The sequence below is a fragment of the Variovorax sp. 38R genome, from assembly GCF_014843395.1.
Lineage (GTDB): Bacteria > Pseudomonadota > Gammaproteobacteria > Burkholderiales > Burkholderiaceae_C > Variovorax > Variovorax paradoxus_H.
The window spans coordinates 913,215-932,855 of the sequence record NZ_CP062121.1; the positions used below are offsets into that span (position 1 = coordinate 913,215).

The 19,641-nt window shown below is 66.7% G+C and carries 17 protein-coding genes; 11 read left to right on the top strand and 6 right to left on the bottom strand.

Annotation, left to right across the window (positions count from 1 at the left end):
* Nucleotides 1-3 precede the first annotated feature (3 nt).
* Nucleotides 4-2,130, top strand: a complete 2,127-nt coding sequence (locus IG196_RS04045) for a TonB-dependent receptor (RefSeq protein WP_192195123.1) — start codon at nucleotides 4-6, stop codon at nucleotides 2,128-2,130.
* Nucleotides 2,131-2,204: 74 nt separating this feature from the next.
* On the opposite strand, the gene metK is transcribed toward IG196_RS04045, so the two are convergent.
* Nucleotides 2,205-3,389 carry a methionine adenosyltransferase gene (gene metK, locus IG196_RS04050; protein ID WP_192195124.1) on the bottom strand — a complete coding sequence of 395 codons (1,185 nt, stop codon included), beginning with the start codon at nucleotides 3,387-3,389 and terminating at the stop codon, nucleotides 2,205-2,207.
* A 233-nt stretch (nucleotides 3,390-3,622) separates the two neighbouring features.
* Between metK and IG196_RS04055 the strand changes: the two genes are divergently transcribed.
* Together IG196_RS04055 and IG196_RS04060 are read left to right on the top strand one after the other, a co-directional pair.
* Entirely contained in the window at nucleotides 3,623-4,519 is an 897-nt protein-coding gene (locus IG196_RS04055) for a lysophospholipid acyltransferase family protein (protein WP_192195125.1), read from the top strand.
* On the top strand, nucleotides 4,516-5,400 hold the full coding sequence (locus IG196_RS04060; RefSeq protein ID WP_192195126.1) for a lipid A biosynthesis acyltransferase: 885 nt from the start codon (nucleotides 4,516-4,518) through the stop codon (nucleotides 5,398-5,400). The genes IG196_RS04055 and IG196_RS04060 overlap by 4 nt, the downstream gene beginning before the upstream one ends.
* On the opposite strand, the gene IG196_RS04065 is transcribed toward IG196_RS04060, so the two are convergent.
* Both IG196_RS04065 and yihA read right to left on the bottom strand, forming a co-directional pair.
* A complete protein-coding gene (locus IG196_RS04065; protein ID WP_192195127.1) occupies nucleotides 5,394-6,308 on the bottom strand; it encodes an alpha/beta fold hydrolase in 915 nt (304 codons plus the stop codon). The genes IG196_RS04060 and IG196_RS04065 overlap by 7 nt on opposite strands.
* Before the next feature lie 90 nt (nucleotides 6,309-6,398).
* Nucleotides 6,399-7,154, bottom strand: coding sequence for a ribosome biogenesis GTP-binding protein YihA/YsxC (yihA, locus tag IG196_RS04070; protein ID WP_101491028.1), 756 nt, complete (start codon nucleotides 7,152-7,154; stop codon nucleotides 6,399-6,401).
* A gap of 70 nt (nucleotides 7,155-7,224) precedes the next feature.
* Here yihA and IG196_RS04075 point away from each other — a divergent pair, with 70 nt between their 5' ends.
* The 5 genes from IG196_RS04075 to IG196_RS04095 all read left to right on the top strand — a co-directional run bounded on the left by IG196_RS04075 (nucleotide 7,225) and on the right by IG196_RS04095 (nucleotide 13,353).
* Nucleotides 7,225-7,896, top strand: a complete 672-nt coding sequence (locus IG196_RS04075; protein ID WP_101491027.1) for a c-type cytochrome — start codon at nucleotides 7,225-7,227, stop codon at nucleotides 7,894-7,896.
* A 120-nt stretch (nucleotides 7,897-8,016) separates the two neighbouring features.
* On the top strand, nucleotides 8,017-10,206 hold the full coding sequence (locus IG196_RS04080; protein WP_192195128.1) for a cytochrome c biogenesis protein ResB: 2,190 nt from the start codon (nucleotides 8,017-8,019) through the stop codon (nucleotides 10,204-10,206).
* On the top strand, nucleotides 10,203-11,522 hold the full coding sequence (gene ccsB, locus IG196_RS04085; protein WP_192195129.1) for a c-type cytochrome biogenesis protein CcsB: 1,320 nt from the start codon (nucleotides 10,203-10,205) through the stop codon (nucleotides 11,520-11,522). Before IG196_RS04080 ends, ccsB begins: the two co-directional genes overlap by 4 nt.
* Before the next feature lie 116 nt (nucleotides 11,523-11,638).
* Nucleotides 11,639-12,652, top strand: coding sequence for a protein-methionine-sulfoxide reductase catalytic subunit MsrP (gene msrP, locus IG196_RS04090; protein WP_192195130.1), 1,014 nt, complete (start codon nucleotides 11,639-11,641; stop codon nucleotides 12,650-12,652).
* A 47-nt stretch (nucleotides 12,653-12,699) separates the two neighbouring features.
* Nucleotides 12,700-13,353 (top strand): sulfite oxidase heme-binding subunit YedZ, encoded by a 654-nt coding sequence (locus IG196_RS04095; RefSeq protein WP_192195131.1) that lies wholly within the window; start codon nucleotides 12,700-12,702, stop codon nucleotides 13,351-13,353.
* A 7-nt stretch (nucleotides 13,354-13,360) separates the two neighbouring features.
* Here IG196_RS04095 and lysA read toward each other — a convergent pair whose 3' ends face one another.
* Both lysA and lptM read right to left on the bottom strand, forming a co-directional pair.
* On the bottom strand, nucleotides 13,361-14,638 hold the full coding sequence (gene lysA, locus IG196_RS04100) for a diaminopimelate decarboxylase (RefSeq protein WP_192195132.1): 1,278 nt from the start codon (nucleotides 14,636-14,638) through the stop codon (nucleotides 13,361-13,363).
* On the bottom strand, nucleotides 14,635-14,889 hold the full coding sequence (lptM, locus tag IG196_RS04105) for an LPS translocon maturation chaperone LptM (RefSeq protein WP_192195133.1): 255 nt from the start codon (nucleotides 14,887-14,889) through the stop codon (nucleotides 14,635-14,637). Before lptM ends, lysA begins: the two co-directional genes overlap by 4 nt.
* Before the next feature lie 12 nt (nucleotides 14,890-14,901).
* Here lptM and cyaY point away from each other — a divergent pair, with 12 nt between their 5' ends.
* Entirely contained in the window at nucleotides 14,902-15,237 is a 336-nt protein-coding gene (gene cyaY / locus IG196_RS04110; RefSeq protein ID WP_101491021.1) for an iron donor protein CyaY, read from the top strand.
* 43 nt (nucleotides 15,238-15,280) lie between these two features.
* On the opposite strand, the gene IG196_RS04115 is transcribed toward cyaY, so the two are convergent.
* Nucleotides 15,281-17,692 (bottom strand): penicillin-binding protein 1A, encoded by a 2,412-nt coding sequence (locus IG196_RS04115; protein ID WP_192195134.1) that lies wholly within the window; start codon nucleotides 17,690-17,692, stop codon nucleotides 15,281-15,283.
* A 251-nt stretch (nucleotides 17,693-17,943) separates the two neighbouring features.
* On the opposite strand from IG196_RS04115, the gene IG196_RS04120 reads away from it, so the two are divergent.
* Together IG196_RS04120 and IG196_RS04125 are read left to right on the top strand one after the other, a co-directional pair.
* On the top strand, nucleotides 17,944-19,023 hold the full coding sequence (locus IG196_RS04120; protein ID WP_062471776.1) for a pilus assembly protein PilM: 1,080 nt from the start codon (nucleotides 17,944-17,946) through the stop codon (nucleotides 19,021-19,023).
* Entirely contained in the window at nucleotides 19,020-19,640 is a 621-nt protein-coding gene (locus IG196_RS04125) for a PilN domain-containing protein (protein WP_192195135.1), read from the top strand. Before IG196_RS04120 ends, IG196_RS04125 begins: the two co-directional genes overlap by 4 nt.
* The last annotated feature ends 1 nt before the right edge of the window (nucleotide 19,641 follow it).

Genomic DNA, 19,641 nt, shown 5'->3' on the forward strand with positions numbered 1-19,641 from the left:
CCGATGAATGCCGCACTCTCTTACCCGCTTCGCCTGCTGATCCTGGGCGCTCCGCTGGCCGTGCACGGCCAGCAACCCGCAGCGTCGCCGGCCGGCACGCTGCGCGATGTCACCGTCTCCACGCCGCGCGGCACGCTGTCTCCTTTCCTCGTGCCCGGCTCGGTCGATCGCGTCGACGGCGACGAGATGCGCGACAGCCGGATGCAGGTCAATCTGTCCGAAAGCCTCGGCGCCGTGCCTGGCCTGCAGGTGCAGAACCGCATGAACTACGCGCAGGACCTGCAGCTGTCGGTGCGTGGCTTCGGCGCGCGCTCGACCTTCGGCGTGCGCGGCGTGCGCCTGTACGTCGACGGCATTCCGGCCACCTTGCCCGACGGGCAGGGGCAGACCTCGAACATCGACATCGGCTCGGTCGACCGCGTCGAGGTGCTGCGCGGGCCGTTCTCGGCGCTGTACGGCAATTCATCGGGCGGCGTGGTGCAGGCGTTCACGGCCTCGGGGGAGGGCGCGCCGCGCTTGTCCTATTCGCTTGCAGGCGGCAGCTTCGGCAGCTGGCGCCAGTCGCTGCAGCTCAGTGGCGCGCAGGGCGCGGTCGACTACCTGCTCGGCGCGAGCCACTTTCGCACCGACGGCTGGCGCGAGCAGAGCGCCGCGCGGCGCAACATCGCGAACGGCAAGCTGGGCGTCGCGCTCGACAACGGCGACAAGTTGACGCTGGTGTTCAACAGCGTGCGCATCGAGGCGCAAGACCCGCTGGGCCTGACGGCCGAGCAGGTCGCGCAGGCACCGCGCAAGGCGCCGCTCGCGCTGCAGTACGACACGCGCAAGACGGTCGAGCAGACCCAGGTCGGCCTGCGCTACGAGCGTCGCCTCAATGCCGAGCAGGCGCTGCAGTTCATGGTTTATGGCGGCGAGCGCAAGACCGTGCAGTTCCAGTCGATTCCGCCGTCCGCGCAGCAGAGCCCGCTGCATGCGGGTGGCGTGATCGACCTCACGCGCCAGTACGGCGGCGTCGACCTGCGCTGGACCGCCGCGCTGCAACTGGCCGACCGGCCCTTCGACCTCGTGGCGGGCCTGGGCTACGACAGCCTGCGCGAGCGCCGCCGCGGCTACGAGAACTACCAGGGCTCCGCGGCGATGCCTGTGCTGGGCGTGCAGGGGCGCTTGCGTCGCAACGAGCGCAACGAGGTCTGGAATCTTGACCCGTATGCGCAGGCGGCCTGGCGTTTTGCCGAACGCTGGACGCTCGAGGCCGGCGTGCGCCGCAGCCGCGTGCACTTCGATTCGCACGACCTCTACATCGGTGGTGCCAACCGCGACGACAGCGGCAGCGCGAGCTACAGCAAGACCTTGCCCGTGGCGTCGCTGCGCTACCAGGCCACGCCCGATCTTGCGGTGTATGGCTCGGTGGGCCGGGGCTTCGAGACACCGACGCTCAACGAGCTGTCGTACCGCCCGGGCGGTGCCAGCGGGCTCAACTTCGGGCTGCGGCCTTCGGTGAACGACAGCCTCGAGGTGGGCGCGAAGGCGCGGCTGGGCGGCGGTCTGCTGACGGCGGCGCTGTTCCACACGCGCACGCGCGACGAGATCGTGACGGCCACCAACAGCGGCGGCCGCGCCACGTTCCAGAACGCGGGGCGCACGCGGCGCAACGGTTTCGAACTGGGGTGGCAGCACGAGACGGCCAACCACTGGCGCACGCAGGTCGCCTACACCTGGCTGGACGCGACGTACCGCGATGCCTTCTGCTCGCCGTCGCCTTGCGCGGGCAGCAATGCGGTGAACGCGGGCAACCGCATCCCGGGCATCGCGCGGCAGTCGCTGTTCGCCTCGCTCGGCTGGGTGCCGCCCGAGGGCTGGCGCGCGGGTGTCGAGATGCGCGCGCTGAGCCGCATCCAGGCCAACGACCTGAACACCGCGAGCGCGCATGGCTACGCCGTGGCGGCGCTGTACGCCGGCTACCTGAAGAAGTGGGAACGCTGGGACTTCAACGCCTTCGCGCGCGTCGACAACCTGTTCGACCGGCGCTACATGGGCTCGGTCATCGTCAACGAAGGCAATGCGCGCTTCTACGAGCCCGCGCCGGGCCGCAACTGGACGCTGGGCCTGAGCGGCGCGTACCGCTTCTGAACGCGCAATGAAAAGAAAAGGCCCGCCGCCCCGAGGGGACGGCGGGCCTTTTGGCGTCAGGCGTTCGCGTGGGCTTAGTTGAGGCCGGCCGCAGCGCGCAGTGCAGCGGCTTGCGTCGTGGCTTCCCAGGTGAACTCGGGCTCTTCACGGCCGAAGTGGCCATAGGCGGCGGTCTTCTGGTAGATCGGGCGCAGCAGGTCGAGCATCTGGATGATGCCCTTCGGACGCAGGTCGAAGTGCTCGCGCACGAGTTCGGCGATCTTCTCGTCGGGGATCACGCCGGTGCCTTCGGTGTAGACCGTGATGTTCATCGGCTGGGCCACGCCGATCGCGTAAGCGACCTGGATCTGGCACTGGCGCGCCAGGCCGGCGGCCACGATGTTCTTGGCCACGTAGCGCGCGGCGTAGGCGGCCGAGCGGTCGACCTTCGACGGGTCCTTGCCGGAGAACGCGCCGCCGCCGTGCGGGCAGGCGCCGCCGTAGGTGTCGACGATGATCTTGCGGCCGGTGAGGCCGCAGTCGCCCTGCGGGCCGCCGATGACGAAGCGGCCGGTCGGGTTGATCAGGTAGCGCGTGTTCTGCAGCCATTCCTTGGGCAGCACGGGCTTGATGATCTCTTCGATGATGGCTTCGTTGAACGAGGCCTTCATCTTGGTCGAGGTTTCGCTCTGGTCGGGACTGTGCTGCGTCGAGAGCACCACGGTGTCGATGCTGTGCGGCTTGCCGTCCACGTAGCGCATCGTGACCTGGCTCTTGGCGTCGGGGCGCAGGAAGGGCAGTCGGCCGTCCTTGCGCAGCTGGGCCTGGCGCTCCACGAGGCGGTGCGCGTAGTAGATCGGCGCGGGCATCAGCTCGGGCGTCTCGTCGCAGGCGTAGCCGAACATCAGGCCTTGGTCGCCGGCGCCGGTGTTGAGGTGGTCGTCGGACGCATGGTCCACGCCCTGGGCGATGTCGTTGGACTGCTTGTCGTAGCAGACCATCACCGCGCAGCCCTTGTAGTCGATGCCGTACTCGGTGTTGTCGTAGCCGATGCGCTTGATGGTGTCGCGCGCGACCTGGATGTAGTCGACGTGCGCGTTGGTCGTGATCTCACCGGCGAGCACCACGAGGCCCGTGTTGGTCAGCGTTTCGGCTGCCACGCGGCTGCGGGGGTCTTGTTCGAAGATCGCGTCGAGGATCGCGTCCGAGATCTGGTCCGCGACCTTGTCGGGATGGCCTTCGGAGACCGATTCGGAGGTAAAGAGAAAGTCGTTCGCCACTGTAGTCACTCCTTGAAGTTGCAATTGGCGCGTTGCCAACTCTGCGGAGCCCTGGCGAACGCTTTAGCAGATGTCGAAGAATCGACGGGACACAACCGCATTCGCGCTTGTGGGTGTCGCCCTGCAAGTTGTTCCGTAACTCGGCGACAATTTGCATTCTATTCGAGCCGCGCAATACCATGCGCGCGCGTCCGCCTTTTGACGCTCCCTGACTCTCTCCCCCTCCCCGTTCAATGATCACCCTGTTCCGCCTGCTTGCCCGCGTGCCGATGCCGTTGATGCATCGGCTCGGCGCCTTGCTGGGATGGCTGGTCTGGTGGTGCGCGCCGGACTACCGCCGCCGCTTCAAGGCCAACGCCGAGAGCGCCGGCTTCTCGGCTGCGCAGTACCGTCCCGCGATTGCCGCCGCCGGCCACATGGCCTCCGAACTGCCCTGGCTGTGGCTGCGCCCGCAGGGCGAGAGCGTGCTGACGCGCGTGGTGCGCTGGGAAGGCGTCGAGGCCTTCGAAGCCGCCATGCGCGCGAAGAAGGGCGTGATCCTCGTGGCGCCGCACCTGGGCAGCTGGGAAATGTGCGGCCAGGCCATCGGCGAGCGCTTTCTCGCCGACTTCGGTCCGATCACCGCGCTGTTCCGTCCGGCGCGCAAAAAGTGGATGGCCGACCTGATCGCCGCGGGCTCGCGCGACCGGCCCGGCCTGCAGACCCTGCCGACCAACAACACCGGCGTGCGCGGCCTGATCCGGACGCTGCGCAGCGGCGGCTACACCGGCATCCTGCCCGACCAGGTGCCGCCGATGGGGCAGGGCGTGTGGGCGCCTTTCCTCGGCCGGCCCGCGTACACCATGACCCTGCTTCCCCGTTTGGCCCAACAGACCGGCGCCGCCTGCTTTCTCAGCGTGTGCGAGCGCCTGCCGCGCGGCGCGGGCTACGTGATCCGCTTCGAGCCGATCGTCGGCACCGCGCTCACCGACCCCAAGGCCTCGATCGAAGACGCCGCTGCTGCCATGAACGACGGCATCGGCCGCCTGATCCACAGCCTGCCCGGCCAGTACGTCTGGGACTACGCGCGCTACAAGGAGCCGCGCGGCGAACCCGCCGTGGTGGCTGCGGCCGGAGGGGCGGCGCCATGAGCCTCAGCTCCCGACTCGGTATCGGCTTCATGCGGGTGCTGGCACCGCTGCCCCTGCCGCTCGTGCGCGGCTTCAGCAAGGTTCTTGGCCGCGCGCTGCACACCATCGCCGTGCCGCGGCGGCGCGTGGTCGACCGGAACCTGGCCCTGTGCTTCCCCGAAAAATCGGAGGCCGAGCGCCGCGCCATCGCGCGCGAGACCTTCGTCTTCGTCGCGCAGTCGTGGCTGGACCGCAGCTGGCTCTGGCATGCACCCGAACAGGTGGTGAAGAGCCGGCTGAAGATCGTCGGTTCTGCCTCGGAGATCCGCGAGATCGCCGAGGGCGACGCGCCGATGATCCTGTTTGCGCCGCACTTCTACGGGCTCGATGCCGCGGCCACCGCGCTCACCATGCACACGGCGCGCCCGTCGGCCACGATCTACACGACCCAGCGCGACCCGATGGTCGACGCCTGGATCCGCGAAGGCCGCACCCGCTTCGGCGACGTGGCGGCGCTCAACCGGGTCGACGGCATCAAGCCCATCCTCTCGGGGCTGCGCAAGGGCGGCCTGCTGTACCTGCTGCCCGACATGGACTTCGGGCGCGACCAGACCATCTTCGTGCCGTTCTACGGCGTGCAGGCGGCCACCGTGCCCTCGTTGTCGCGCTTTGCGCGGCTGGGCAAGGCCAAGGTGGTGCCGGTGGTGGCGAAGCTCACGCCCGGCGGCTACGAGATCCAGGTGCTGTCGGCGTGGCAGAACTTCCCGACCGACGACGTCGAGGCCGACACGGCGCTCATGAACGAGCGCCTGCAGGGCTACATCGACACGATGCCGTCCCAGTACTACTGGGTGCATCGGCGCTTTAAGACCCGCCCGGAAGGCGAGCCGCCGATTTACTGATTGCGGGCCAGAAAGCCTTCGATCTCGCGCGCGACCAGCTGCGGCTGCTCGTGCACGATCCAGTGGGTGGCGTTCGGCACCTTCTTGACCTCGAGCTTCGGTACGTACTCTTCCAGCCCTTCGAGCAGGCCCGGCAGCAGCGCCGCGTCATCGAGCGCCCAGAACACGAAGGTCGGCATGTTCACCGTGAGGCGTTCGCGCGGCAGCACCGGAATGCTGTCGACGGTCTGGCCCGGCAGCGGCGGCTTCATCGGCGTCACGCGGTACAGGTTGCAGGCGCCGGTGAGGCCCGCGCTCCAGACTTCGCGGTACTGCTGCTTCACCTCTTCGGTGAGCCAGCCGAAGCCGTCGGGGCCGGCCTTCATCAGCAGGAAGAAGGGCCACATGCGCTTGAAGTCGTCGGCCGCGAGCAGGGCTTCGGCGTCGGGGCGCGCCAGGAAATGCATGTAGGCGCTGGCCTGCTGCTGCGCCGGGCTGTTGCGCAGCTCGCGCGTGAAGGTGCCCGGGTGCGGCGAATTGATGATGACGAGCTTGCCGACCTGCTGCGGGAAGGCATTGGCGTAGCCCCAGGCGAAGGCGCCGCCCCAGTCGTGGGCGATCAGCGCGGCCATGGTGCCGTCGGCGCTCTCGGTGGCGACGAGCTGCTGGATGTCCTGGATCAGCAGGTGGGCCTTGTAGTCGGCCACTTCCGTGGGGGCGCTGGACTTCTCGAAACCGCGCAGGTTGGGTGCCACGCAGCGGTAGCCGCCGTGGGCCGGGTCCGAGAAGTAGGCGAGCAGCTCGTCCCAGATAAACGCGGCCTCGGGAAAGCCGTGCAGGAACACCATCAGCGGCTGGCCCGGCTTGCCCGCGGCGCGGCAGCTCAGGGTGGTGCCGTTGGGCAGGCTGCGTTGGAAGGTCTCGATCATGCTTCGTGTCTCCTTGGGTTGACTGTCGCTATTCTTTTGATAGTGAACTTCGCAGGCGAGGCGCTCGATGCAGCCGGTTCCTCTAGCGCATCAGGCGTCTTCGGCCGGTGGCGGCTCGGGTGCCACCGGTGTCGCCGGTGCCGCGGCAGCGTCGTCGGGATGCACCCAGCGCCACAGCAGCTCGGCCGCCTCGCCGACCCCTTGCTTCTTCAGGGCCGAGAACAGTTTGACCTCGCCGCCGCCGGCGTTCAGTCGCGTAATCGACAGCACCTTGGCGGCTTCGCTGCGCGTGAGCTTGTCGGACTTGGTCAGCAGGATCAGGAACTTGAGGCCTTGCTGCACGCGCGGGCGGATCACGTCGAGCAGGATCTCGTCGAGCTCGGTCAGACCGTGGCGCGGATCGCACATCAGGACAACCCCGCGCAGGCTTTCGCGCGTCATGAGGTAGTTGCCCATCACGCGCTGCCAGCGCAGCTTGGCTTCCTTCGGCACGGCCGCGTAGCCGTAGCCGGGCAGGTCGGCCAGCACGGCGTCGTCGACCTTCTGCTTGCCGATGCCGAACAGGTTGATGTGCTGCGTGCGGCCCGGCGTCTTCGAGGCAAAAGCCAGGCGGGTCTGCTGCGTCAGGGTGTTGATGGCGGTCGATTTGCCGGCGTTGGAACGGCCGACAAAAGCGATCTCGGGCAGGTCGACCGGGGGCAGGTGTTCCAGCTGCGGAGCGCTGGTCAGGAAGTGGGCGGTATGCAGCCAACCCAGGGCCACGCGCTCGCGTTCAGCGACCTGCGGGTCCACGGCAGGGGCCGCGCGGGGAGGATAAGCGGCGGACTTGGCGCGCGGGGAGGTCATCAATGGGCTTTCGGAACGGGGCGCCATTGTAGAATCGCGGGGTTTTGCGCCATAAATCTAAGCCCCCGATATGAAGTTGTTTGCCAATATTCTGCTTGCAGCCCTCATGGGCGTCACAGCCAGCGCGAGTTTTGCAGCCGATGAGCATGCCGCTGCCCCCGCAGCGGCGGCCGCCAAGCCGGCCAAGCCCGATCCCGCCAAGGGCGACACGCTGTTCAATGCGACGCCGGCCAACAGCCAGAGCTGTGCTTCGTGCCACAACGCGGACGGCAACTCGGCCATCGCAGCCAACCCCAAGCTGGCGCAACAACACCCCGAATACATCCTCAAGCAGCTGCAGGACTTCAAGTCCGGCAAGCGCAAGAGCGCGATCATGAAGCCGCTGGCGTCGGCGCTGTCTGAAGAAGACATGCGCAACATCGCCTGGTTTGTCGGCTCCAAGAAGATCAAGCCGGGCTTCTCGAAAGAGAAGGACACGGTCGCCCTCGGCGAAAAGATCTACCGCGGCGGCATCGGCGATCGCCAGATCCCCGCCTGCGCCGGCTGCCACAGCCCGAACGGTGCCGGCCTCCCGGCCCAGTACCCGCGCCTGGGCGGCCAGCATGCCGACTACACCGTGACCCAGCTCGTGGCCTTCCGCGACAACGTCCGCCTGAACAGCTCGCCCATGAACGGCGTGGCCGCCAAGCTCAACGACCGCGAAATCAAGGCTGTCGCCGACTACATCGCCGGCCTGCGCTGATTTCCGCTGTCGCGCTGTCCAGCGTGAACTAACCGCCGATAAAAATCCCAAACAAAGGGCGGGCCGATCCAGCAGGATGGCCCGCCCTTTTGTTTTTTCCCCTTTCCTGGTTCCCTTCCGATGACCGTTTCCACCCATGGCCTTCGCGTGCATCGCGGCCCGCAGCTGCTTCGCGCCGCGGTGGAACTGCTGTCGTCGATGCGCTTCGCGATCGCGCTGCTGACGGTCATCTGCATCGCCTCGATCATCGGCACCGTGCTCAAGCAGCATGAGCCGATCAACAACTACATCAACCAGTTCGGGCCCTTCTGGGCCGAGCTGTTCCGCGCGGCCCGGCTCGATTCGGTCTACAGCGCCTGGTGGTTCATGCTGATCCTGCTGTTCCTGGTGATCAGCACGTCGCTGTGCGTCGCGCGCAACACGCCGCGCATCCTGATCGACCTGCGCACCTTCAAGGAAGACATTCGCGCCCAGAGCCTCAAGGCCTTCGGCCAGCGCGCCGAGAACCGCCTGGCGGAAACGCCCGACATGGCAGCCAACCGCATCGGTCAACTGCTCGTGAGCGGCGGCTGGAAGGTCAAGCTGCAGCAGCGCAACGCCAGCGCCGACGGCAAGGCCGCGGCGGGCTGGATGGTGGCCGCGCGTGCCGGCGGCGCCCACAAGCTGGGCTACATCGCGGCCCACAGCGCCATCGTGCTGGTGTGCATCGGCGGCCTGCTCGACGGCGACCTCGTCGTGCGCGCCCAGACCTGGTTCAACGGCAAGAGCGTGTTCACGGGCGGCGGCATGATCGCCGACGTGGGCCCTGAGCACCGCCTGTCGACTGCCAACCCGACCTTCCGCGGCAACATCCTTGTGCCCGAGGGCGGGCGGGGCAACGTGGCCATCCTGAACCAGGCCGACGGCGTGCTGTTGCAGGAGCTGCCGTTCACCATCGAGCTGAAGAAGTTCATCGTCGACTACTACTCGACCGGCATGCCCAAGCTGTTCGCCAGCGAGGTGGTGCTGCACGACCGCGAGAGCGGCGAGCAGGTGCCTGCCCGCATCGAGGTGAACCACCCGGCCAGCTACAAGGGCGTGGAGATCTACCAGTCGAGCTTCGACGACGGCGGCTCCACGGTGAAGCTCAAGGCGGTGCCGATGGCGGCCGCGGCCAAGCCCTTCGAGGTCGAGGGCATCATCGGCGGCCCGAGCACCGAGATCACCAACGGCACCGACAAGCTCACGCTCGAGTACGCCGCGCTGCGCGTGATCAACGTCGAGAACTTCGCCGACGGCGGCGCCATGGGCAGCGGCGCCGACGTGCGCAAGGTCGACCTGCGCCAAAGCCTCGAGTCGCGCCTGGGCGCCGCCAACAAGACCAACAAGCCGAAGGTGCTGCGCAACATCGGCCCGAGCATCGGCTACAAGCTGCGCGATGCGTCGGGCCAGGCGCGGGAATACCAGAACTACATGGTGCCGGTCGACGCCGGCGACGGCCAGCCGGTGTTCCTGCTGGGCATGCGCGAGAAGCCCGAAGATCCGTTCCGCTACCTGCGCGTGCCCTCCGACGAGCAGGGCTCGATGGACGGTTTCGTGCGCATGCGCACCGCGCTGGGCGACCCCGCCACGCGCGAGCGCGCCATCCAGCGCTACATCGCCAAGGCGACCGACCCCAAGCGCCCTGAAATGGCCGAGCAGCTGCGCGTGTCGGCTGCCCGTGCGCTGGCGCTGTTCTCGGGGGCCGAGCGCGCCAAGCCCGACGCCGCGTCGCAGGGCGGCTGGCAGGCGATTGCCGAGTTCATGGAAGCCAACGTGCCCGAGGCCGAGCGCGAGCGCGCCGGCACGGTGCTGGTGCGCATCCTCAACGACGTGCTGTTCGAAGTGCTCAACCTGAGCCGCGAAGGCGCCGGCCTGGCCGCGCTGCCGAACGACGAGAAAACCCAGGGCTACCTGACGCAGGCCGTGCTGGCCCTGAGCGACGCGCACTTCTATCCGGCGCCGGTCGCGATGATGATGACCGACTTCACCCAGGTGCAGGCCAGCGTGTTCCAGGTGGCGCGCGCCCCTGGCAAGAACATCGTCTATCTGGGGTGTCTGTTGCTGATCATCGGTATTTTTGCCATGCTGTACGTGCGCGAGCGCCGTTTGTGGGTGTGGCTGACACCCGGCGGCGGCGCATCTGGAGACAACGACGGCCGCGACACCAGCGAAACCGTCGCCACGATGGCGTTCTCGGTCAACCGCAAGACCCTGGACAGCGATCGCGAATTCGAGCATCTGAAGCACAGGTTGCTCGCCCTGAAGAAAGAAGAACCGGCGTCACCATGAACACCACGACCCTCACGCTCCACGAAAGCTGGCTCTCCCGCCGCAACCTGTTCGACTGGGTGTTCGCGGCGCTGGTGCTGGCCGGCGGCGCGTTCGCCTTCATGCGCCACGCCGGCTCGATGGACAGCTACGAAAAGCCGATCCTGATGGCGGCCTTGATTTCGGTCATCGGCATCTGCTGGTTCTGGCGCCCGCTGCGGGTGCTGACGCTGGTGGTGGCTGCGGCCTCGCTGCTGGCCATCAGCTCCTACCAGGGTGACCTGGCGCGCGCCGACTCGGTGTTCTGGCTCAAGTACTTCCTGTCGAGCCAGTCGGCCATCCTCTGGATGAGCGTGCTGTTCTTCATGAGCACGCTGTTCTACTGGATCGGTTTTGTCGCCGGCAAGCAGCAGGCCGACACCTTCGACCTGATCGGCTCCCGCTTGGCCTGGGCGGCCGTGACCATGGCGCTGATCGGCACCATGGTGCGCTGGTACGAAAGCCACCAGCTCGGCCCGGACATCGGCCACATCCCGGTGAGCAACCTGTACGAAGTGTTCGTGCTGTTCTGCTGGCTGACGGCTGCGTTCTACCTGTACTTCGAAGAGCGCTACAACACGCGCGCGCTCGGCGCCTTCGTGATGCTGGTGGTCAGCGCGGCAGTCGGCTTCCTGCTCTGGTACACGATCGTGCGCGAGGCGCATGAAATCCAGCCGCTGGTGCCTGCGCTGCAGAGCTGGTGGATGAAGCTGCATGTGCCCGCCAACTTCATCGGCTACGGCACCTTCGCGCTCGCCGCCATGGTGGCCTTCGCCTACTTGATCAAGGAGCAGGCCAACGAAACCCGCTGGTACAAGCTCACGCCGATCTGGCTGCTGGGCGCGGCGCTGTGCTTCGTGCCGGTGGCGTTCCGTCAGCGCGTGCAGGAAGCCGGCGGCAGCTACTGGGTGGTCTACGCGGGCATCTCGGCGCTGATCGCCGCAGGCATCCTGCTGGGCCGCAAGCGCATCGCGGCGCGCCTGCCGGCCAACGAAGTGCTCGACGACGTCATGTACAAGTCGATCACCGTCGGCTTTGCCTTCTTCACCATCGCGACCGTGCTCGGCGCCCTGTGGGCGGCCGACGCCTGGGGCGGCTACTGGAGCTGGGACCCGAAGGAAACCTGGGCGCTGATCGTCTGGCTCAACTATGCGGCCTGGCTGCACATGCGCCTCGTGAAGGGCCTGCGCGGCACCGTCGCAGCTTGGTGGGCGCTGGCCGGCCTGGCCGTGACCACCTTCGCCTTCCTTGGCGTGAACATGTTCCTGAGCGGCCTGCACAGCTACGGCACGCTCTGAGCGCAGGTTCTGCGCCTTTCGCGAAGAATTGAAACCACGCGCCCCCATGGCGCGTAACCAAACCAGGGCATGTCACGAACTACCCTGAGCACAACGATTCACGCGAAAGGCCTGTCATGTCGTTCCCTTCCCGTTCGCACCGTCGCGACACCAGTGGTTTTGTCCATCCGCTGTCGAGCGAGATCACGCCGCGCGCGGCCTACGAAGGCCGGCGCGACCTGCTCAAGCTGATGGCCGGTGGTGCCGCCGGCGCGGCGCTCGCCACCTTCGCCGGGCGCGAGGCCTTCGCCCAGTCAACCGGCCCGCACAAGCTGGCGCTGCTGCCAGGCGCCAAGTCGGCCGTGCCGGGCGCGCAGACCATGGAAAAGCTCACCGACTACAAGGACGCGAGCAGCTACAACAACTACTACGAGTTCGGCGTCGACAAGGGCGATCCGGTGAAGAACGCCGGCACGCTCAAGACGCGGCCGTGGACCGTGGAGGTCGAGGGGCTGGTCAAGAAGCCGGGCAAGTACGGCATCGAAGACCTGCTCAAGCTCAGCGCGCAGGAAGAGCGCATCTACCGCCTGCGCTGCGTCGAGGGCTGGTCGATGGTGATCCCGTGGGTCGGCTACTCGCTGGCCGAGCTCATCAAGAAGGTCGAGCCGCAGGGCAACGCCAAGTTCGTCGAGTTCGTGACCCTGGCCGACCCCAAGATCATGCCCTTCGTCGGCTCGCGCGTGCTCGACTGGCCCTACACCGAAGGCCTGCGCATGGACGAGGCGATGCACCCGCTCACCTTGCTGGCCTTCGGCATGTACGGCGAGGTGCTGCCCAACCAGAACGGCGCGCCGGTGCGCCTCGTGGTGCCATGGAAGTACGGCTTCAAGTCGGCCAAGTCGATCGTCAAGATCCGCTTCGTCGAAAAAGAGCCGAGCACGGCCTGGAACAAGGCGGCGGCGCAGGAGTACGGCTTCTATTCGAACGTGAACCCGGCTGTCGACCATCCCCGCTGGAGCCAGGCGACCGAGCGCCGCATCGGTGACGGCGGCGGCCTGTTTGCGAAGCGCAACAAGACGCTGATGTTCAACGGCTACGAGGCGCAGGTCGGCCAGCTCTACGCCGGCATGGACCTGAAGAAGAACTTCTGAGGCGGGCGCGCACCCCTTCTGTCCGCGGGGAGCGCGACCCGAACGTCATGAACAAGCTGCTGCTCCATCCCGCCGCCAAGCCCCTTGTCTTTGTGCTGTGCCTGCTGCCGTTCGCGTGGTTGGCCTACGGCGTGGTCGTCGAACAATTGGGACCCAATCCTCAGGAGTACCTGATCCGCGCGACCGGCGACTGGACGCTGCGTTTCATCTGCATCGTGCTGGCGGTGACGCCGCTGCGGGTCATCAGCAAATGGAACGCGCTGGCGCGTTTTCGCCGCATGCTGGGCCTGTTCGCGTACTTCTACGTGGTGCTGCACCTGCTGTGCTACAGCTGGTTCGACATGGGCTTCGAGTGGGGCGAGATCGCCAAGGACATCGCCAAGCGGCCGTTCATCCTGGTGGGGTTCTCGGCCTTCGTGCTGCTGACGCCGCTGGCGGCCACGTCATTCAACCGCGCGATCAAGGCGATGGGCGCGAAGCGCTGGCAGCTGCTGCACAAGCTGGTCTACGTGATCGCGGGGCTTGGGCTGTTGCACTTCTTCTGGATGCGCGCGGGCAAGAACAACTTCGCCGAAGTGTTCGTCTACGCCGCGATCATCGGCGTGCTGTTGGCGTGGCGCGTCTGGAATTTCGCGCGCAAGCGCCAGGTCAAGCCCGCAGTGACCGCGCGCAGCAGCGAGAAGCCGCTGCGCACCGGCTGAGATCCGATCAGCCGTCGATCTCTGCGCGCAGCTGGTCTTCCATCGTCTCGCGACGGCGGATCATCTTCGCTGTGGCGCCGCTCACCAGAACCTCGGCCGCACGGCCGCGCGTGTTGTAGTTGCTGGCCATGCTCATGCAGTACGCACCCGCCGACAGCACCGCCAGCAGATCGCCGGCCACCACGTTGAGCGCGCGGTCGCGGCCGATCCAGTCACCGCTTTCGCAGACCGGGCCCACCACGTCGTAGGTCGGCGCGTCGCCGGCACGCTCGCGCAGCGGCACGATCTTCTGGAAGGCCTGGTACATCGCGGGGCGCGGCAGGTCGTTCATGGCCGCGTCGACGATGCAGAAGTTCTTGTCTTCGCCGGGCTTCGTGTAGAGCACCTCGGTCACGCAGACGCCGGCATTGCCGACCAGCGAGCGGCCGGGTTCGATCACCAGCTTGCGCTGGCCGAAGCCGCGTGCGTCGAGCTTGGCGAGCAGTTGCTGCCACAGCGCATCGGCCTTGGGCGGCACTTCGCCGTTGTAGTCGATGCCCAGGCCGCCGCCGAAGTCCAGGTGATGGATCGGCACGCCGGCCGCCTCGATGGCCTCCACCAGGTCGAGCACGCGGTCGCAGGCGTCCAGGTAGGGCGAGGCTTCGGTGATCTGCGAGCCGATGTGGCAGTCGATACCGACCACCTCGAGGCCCGGCAGCCGGGCGGCGTGCTGGTAGGCCTGCACCGCGCGGTCGTGCGCGATGCCGAACTTGTTGCCCTTGAGGCCGGTGGAAATGTAGGGGTGCGTCTTCGGGTCGACGTTCGGATTGATGCGGATGCTGATCGGCGCGCGCACCTTCTCGGCCAGCGCCACCTCGTTGAGCACGTCGAGCTCGGCCTCGCTCTCGACGTTGAAGCAGGCGATGCCGGCCGCCAGGGCCTGGCGCATCTCGGCGCGCGTCTTGCCGACGCCCGAGAAGATGATCTTCTTCGGATCGGCGCCCACCGCCAGCACGCGCGACAGTTCGCCGCCCGAGACGATGTCGAAACCGCAGCCGGCTTCGGCGAACACGCGCAGCACGCCGAGCGACGAATTGGCCTTCATCGCGTAGCAGATCAGCGCCTCGCGACCCTCGAAGCCGCGCTGGTAGGCGGCCAGGGCGTCGAGCATCCACTGCTTCGAATAGACGAACAGCGGCGTGCCGTGCGTGCGCGCCAGCGCGTCGAGCCCGACGCCCTCGACGTGCAGGGCGCCGTCGCGTTGGGCGATGTGGGGATGGCCGGGCAGGGAGGTGTTCGTCGTCATTTCTGGGGAGGGGTGGGGGCGCTGCTCGCTGCGGCGGGCTTCGGTGCCGCTTCGTTGTCGGAGGCTTTGGAGGAGCCGCCGGGGGTGAGCAATTGGGGCAAGGTGGCGCGCTGGGCGGCCGCTGGATCGGTCGGCAGGTAGAGCGCGCCGCGCTGTCCGCACGCCGCAAGACCGGCCGCGCTGGCGGCAAGGCAGACCATGAGCGCGGCGCGGGCGCGAGCGCTCACTAGAATTTGGCGAACATTCAACATGCTGAAATTGTAATGACCGACACCGAGTACATGGACCACGCCGAGGCGGCACTTGCTGCCATCGAGCAGGGCTGCGACCGCATCAACGACGCGACCGACGCCGACATCGACAACCAGCGGGTCGGCGGGATGATCACGATGTCGTTCCAGAACGGCAGCCAGCTGATCGTGAACCTGCAGAAGCCGCTGCACGAAATCTGGCTGGCGGCACGCTCCGGCGGCTACCACTACCGGCACGACGGCCGGGTGTGGGTGGACACCAAGACCGGCGAGGAATTCTTCGGCAACCTCTCGCGTGAGGCGACCCTGCAGGCGGGGCTGCCGCTGGTGTTCGCAGCGGCGGCCTGAGCCGCCACTTCCCGCTGCTTCCCGCCGCTTTCCTTCCTTTTGATCAGTTCCTGAACAGGTCGAGGATACGGTTGCGCTCCTCGGGCGGCGCAGGTGCGCTGATCGCCGGGCCGCTGAGTGCTTCCGCCGGTGCCACCGGCGCAGAAGATTCCACGCCCAGGCTCGACACGCCGCGGCCCGGCGCGTAGTCGTCGTAGTACCACTCGCCGCCGACGCTCACGATGCCCGAAGGCGGCGTGGTCGACAGGTCGGTCACGGGCACGCCCTTGAGGGCGGTTTCCATGTAGTTGATCCAGATCGGCAGGCTCAGGCCGCCACCGGTTTCGCGGTCGCCCAGGTTGCGCGGCGTGTCGTAGCCGATCCACGAGATCGCCGTCATGGTGGGCTGGAAGCCCGCGAACCAGGCGTCGAGCGAGTCGTTGGTGGTGCCGGTCTTGCCGTAGAGGTCGGGGCGCTTGAGCATCGCCTGCGCCTTCGCGGCCGTGCCGGCGCGCGTGATGGACTGCAGCAGCGTGTCCATGATGAAGGCGTTGCGCTGCGGGATGGCGCGCGACGCTTCATTGAGCAGCGGCGGCTGGACGTCGACCAGCACGCGGTCCTTGTGGTCGGTGACGCGGGTCACGAGGTACGGATTCACGCGGTAGCCGCCGTTGGCGAACACCGAGTAGCCCACCGCCATCTGCATCGGCGTGACGGCACCGGCACCGAGTGCCATCGGCAGGTAGGCGGGGTGCTTGTCCTTGTCGAAGCCGAAGTTGGTGATCCAGTCTTGCGCATAGCGCGTGCCGATGGATTGCAGGATGCGGATCGACACGAGGTTGCGCGACTTCATCAGCGCGGTGCGCATCGACATTGGACCGTCGAAACCGCCGCCGTAGTTCTTGGGCTCCCAGGGCTGGCCGCCGGTGGTGCCGGCGTCGAAGAACAGCGGGCCATCGTTGATGACGGTGGAGGGGGTGAATCCCTTTTCGAGCGCCGCCGAGTAGATGAAAGGCTTGAAGCTCGAACCCGGTTGGCGCCACGCCTGCGTGACGTGGTTGAACTTGTTCTTGCCGAAGTCGAAGCCGCCGACCAGTGCCTTGATGGCGCCGTCGCGCGGGTCCATGGCGACGAATGCGCCTTCGACTTCGGGCAGCTGGGTGATTTCCCAGGTGTTCTTGGGCGTCTTCGCGACGCGGATCACGGCGCCGCGGCGAATCTTGATGTTGGGCGGTGCCTTGTCCGACAGGCCGGACTGCGCAGGTTTGAGGCCGTCGCCTGTGATCTGCACGGCGTCGCCATTGGCCCGGATGGCCTGGATTTCCTTGGGCGTGGCCTTGAGCACCACGGCCGCCATCACGTCGCCGTTGTCGGGGTGGTCGTTCAGCACGTCGTCGACCGCTTCGTCGAGTTCCTTGGGGTCGTTCGGCAGGTCGATGAACTTCTCGGGACCGCGATACACCTGACGGCGCTCGTAATCCATGATGCCCTTGCGCAGGGCCTTGTAGGCAGCCGCCTGATCGGCCGCGACCAGCGAGGTGTAGACCTTGAGGCCGCGCGTGTAGGTGCTGTCGCCGTACTGCGCGTACATCAGCTGGCGCACCGTTTCGGCGACGTACTCGGCGTGCAGGCGATTCGGATCGGCGGCGTCGCGCAGGTGCAGTTCTTCCTTCTTGGCTTCGGCCGCTTGTTCAGCGGTGATGAAGCCGGCTTCCTGCATGCGGTCGATCACGTAGAACTGGCGGCCGCGCGCGCGTTGCGGGTTGTTGACCGGGTTGTTCGCGCCGGGCGCCTTCGGCAGGCCGGCGAGCATGGCGGCCTGGGCGATAGTCATCTCGGACAGGGGCTTGCCGAAATAGGCCTCGGAAGCGGCCGCGAAACCGTAGGCTCGGTTGCCCAGGTAGATCTGGTTCAGGTAGATCTCGAAGATCTGGTCCTTCGTGAGCATGTGCTCCAGCTTGAAGGTCAGCAGTACTTCGTAGATCTTGCGGGTCAGCGTCTTCTCGGAGCTCAGGTAGACGTTGCGGGCCACCTGCATGGTGATGGTCGAGGCGCCTTGGCTCTTCACGCGATTCAGATTCGCGAGGCCGGCGCGGACCAGGCCCTTGTAGTCGACGCCGCCATGGTCATAGAAGCGGGCGTCTTCGGCGGCGAGGATGGCGTCCTTCACGACCTTGGGGATTGCGGCGATGGGGGTGAGGTTTCGTCGCTCTTCCCCGAATTCGCCGATCTGCATGCCTTCGGCGGAAAACACCCGCAGCGGCAGCTTCGGGCGGTAGTCGGAGAGTTCCGAGATGTCCGGCAGGTTCGGATAGGCCACTGCCAGGGCCACGGCCACCACGCACAGGATGGAAATCAGGCCCGCCGCAGCGATGCCCGCGCCCCAGAACACGAAACGCAACAGCCATTTGAGCCAGAAGGGGCGTTCGGGTGGAGGGGTCTTGGCGCGCCCTTTGGGGCTGGAAGTTTCTTGCATGGGGGCCCGGAGAGTCACCGGACATTATAAAAAGCCGCCCCCTCGGTGCGCCCGGATCTTTGTTACCTCGCGCATTCCCTCCCCCGGGGCTAAGCAGAAAGTTACAGAATGCGGCTTTGACGTCACGTTTTGACAACGGTTGCTGGTTCCGGGCTTTCTGCACGCTTGGTGGGCGCAGTGCCTGCTGCTAGCATGCAACCGAACGCATATTTTTCCATTGGTTACAAATAACAGGGGGAGAGGGACCTAACTTGGCTGCTCTTGGATCATTGTTTCGTCGTCAAAACGCCCCCCTGCTGGGACTGGACGTCAGTTCGTCCAGCGTAAAGCTGGTGGAGCTCGGCCGCGAGGCCAGCGGCAAGCTGGTTCTGGAGCGCTGCGCCATCGAGCCGCTCGAACGCGGCTGGATCACCGACGGCAACGTCGAAAAATTCGACGAAGTCGCCGAAGCCGTGCGCCGTGTCGTGCGCAAGAGCGGCACCAAGACCCGCAACGTCGCGCTGGCGCTGCCGCCTTCAGCCGTCATCACCAAGAAGATCATTCTTCCCGGTGGCATGAGCGAGCAGGAACTCGAGATCCAGGTCGAGTCCGAAGCCAACCAGTACATCCCGTTTTCGCTCGATGAAGTGAGTCTCGATTTCTGCGTGACAGGACCGAGCACGACGTCTGTCGGCGACGTGGAAGTGCTGATCGCCGCCTCCCGCAAAGAGAAGGTGCAGGACCGCGAAGGCCTGGCGGAAGCCGCCGGCCTCAAGGCGATGATTCTCGATGTCGAGTCGTATGCATCGCGCTTGGCAACCGCGCGCCTGATCGAGCAGCTCCCCGGTAAGGGCGTGGACGCCATCGTGGCGCTGTTCGAGGTGGGTGCCTTCACGACCAGCATGCAGGTGCTGCGCAACCAGGAAGTGCTGTACGACCGCGACCAGGCCTTCGGCGGCGCGCAGTTGAGCCAACTGATCGTGCGCCAGTACGGATTTTCCGCAGAGGAAGCCGAAGCCAAGAAGCGCAGCGGCGACCTGCCCGACGACTACGGCTCGGGCGTGCTCAAGCCCTTCGTCGAAAGCATCGCACAGGAAATCGCGCGGGCGCTGCAGTTCTTTTTCACCAGCACGCCGCACAACCGCGTGGACTACGTGCTGCTGGCGGGTGGCTCGTCGTCGTTGCCAGGGCTGACCAATGCCGTCACGCGTCAGACCTCGTTCGCCTGCTCGCTCGTGAACCCGTTCGACGGCATGGACTTCGGCCCCAGCATCCGCGAGAAGAAGGTCCGCCGCGAAGCGCCTTCCTATCTGACCTCCTGCGGCCTGGCCATGCGGAGGTTCCTGCAGTGATCCTGATCAATCTGCTCCCGCACCGCGAAGCCGCGCGCAAGCGCCGTCGCGAGGCCTTTTACGGCACCTTGGGTGGCGCCGCATTGCTGGGTGTTCTGATCGCCGGCCTCGGTTACCTCTGGTTCGAAGCCCAGATTTCGGGCCAGCAATCGAAGAATGGTTTCCTGCAGGCCGAGATCAAGAAGCTCGAAGTCGAGATCAAGGAGATCTCGACGCTGCAGGACGAAATCGCGGCCCTGCGCGCGCGTCAGCTGGCTGTGGAAGACCTGCAAGGCGACCGCAACCTGCCGGTGCACCTGCTCAACGAACTCGTCCGGCAGCTGCCCGACGGCGTCTATCTGACCAGCATGAAGCAGGACAACCAGACCGTGACCCTGCAAGGCATGGCGCAATCGAACGAACGCGTGTCGGAACTGCTGCGCAACCTCGGCAACAACAGCCCCTGGCTCGTGAAGCCCGAGCTGGTCGAAATCACCTCGGCCAACGTGAACCTGAGCCAGCGCGACCAGCGCCGTGTGGCCAACTTCACGATGCGCATCGGCCTCAAGCGGCCCACCGATGCCCAGAAGGCGGAGGCCGAGAAGGCCCTGGCCGCCAAGGCACAGGCGAAGGGGTAAC

Bases quoted from the DNA above. Each gene is read 5' to 3' on its own strand.
- lysA (WP_192195132.1), bottom strand. From the start codon at position 14,638: ATGACGACGAACACCTCCCTGCCCGGCCATCCCCACATCGCCCAACGC.
- ccsB (WP_192195129.1), top strand. From the start codon at position 10,203: ATGAACACCACGACCCTCACGCTCCACGAAAGCTGGCTCTCCCGCCGC.
- cyaY (WP_101491021.1), top strand. From the start codon at position 14,902: ATGACCGACACCGAGTACATGGACCACGCCGAGGCGGCACTTGCTGCC.
- IG196_RS04115 (WP_192195134.1), bottom strand. From the start codon at position 17,692: ATGCAAGAAACTTCCAGCCCCAAAGGGCGCGCCAAGACCCCTCCACCC.
- IG196_RS04055 (WP_192195125.1), top strand. From the start codon at position 3,623: ATGATCACCCTGTTCCGCCTGCTTGCCCGCGTGCCGATGCCGTTGATG.
- IG196_RS04080 (WP_192195128.1), top strand. From the start codon at position 8,017: ATGACCGTTTCCACCCATGGCCTTCGCGTGCATCGCGGCCCGCAGCTG.
- IG196_RS04065 (WP_192195127.1), bottom strand. From the start codon at position 6,308: ATGATCGAGACCTTCCAACGCAGCCTGCCCAACGGCACCACCCTGAGC.
- IG196_RS04045 (WP_192195123.1), top strand. From the start codon at position 4: ATGAATGCCGCACTCTCTTACCCGCTTCGCCTGCTGATCCTGGGCGCT.
- msrP (WP_192195130.1), top strand. From the start codon at position 11,639: ATGTCGTTCCCTTCCCGTTCGCACCGTCGCGACACCAGTGGTTTTGTC.
- IG196_RS04060 (WP_192195126.1), top strand. From the start codon at position 4,516: ATGAGCCTCAGCTCCCGACTCGGTATCGGCTTCATGCGGGTGCTGGCA.
- yihA (WP_101491028.1), bottom strand. From the start codon at position 7,154: ATGACCTCCCCGCGCGCCAAGTCCGCCGCTTATCCTCCCCGCGCGGCC.
- IG196_RS04095 (WP_192195131.1), top strand. From the start codon at position 12,700: ATGAACAAGCTGCTGCTCCATCCCGCCGCCAAGCCCCTTGTCTTTGTG.
- lptM (WP_192195133.1), bottom strand. From the start codon at position 14,889: ATGTTGAATGTTCGCCAAATTCTAGTGAGCGCTCGCGCCCGCGCCGCG.
- IG196_RS04075 (WP_101491027.1), top strand. From the start codon at position 7,225: ATGAAGTTGTTTGCCAATATTCTGCTTGCAGCCCTCATGGGCGTCACA.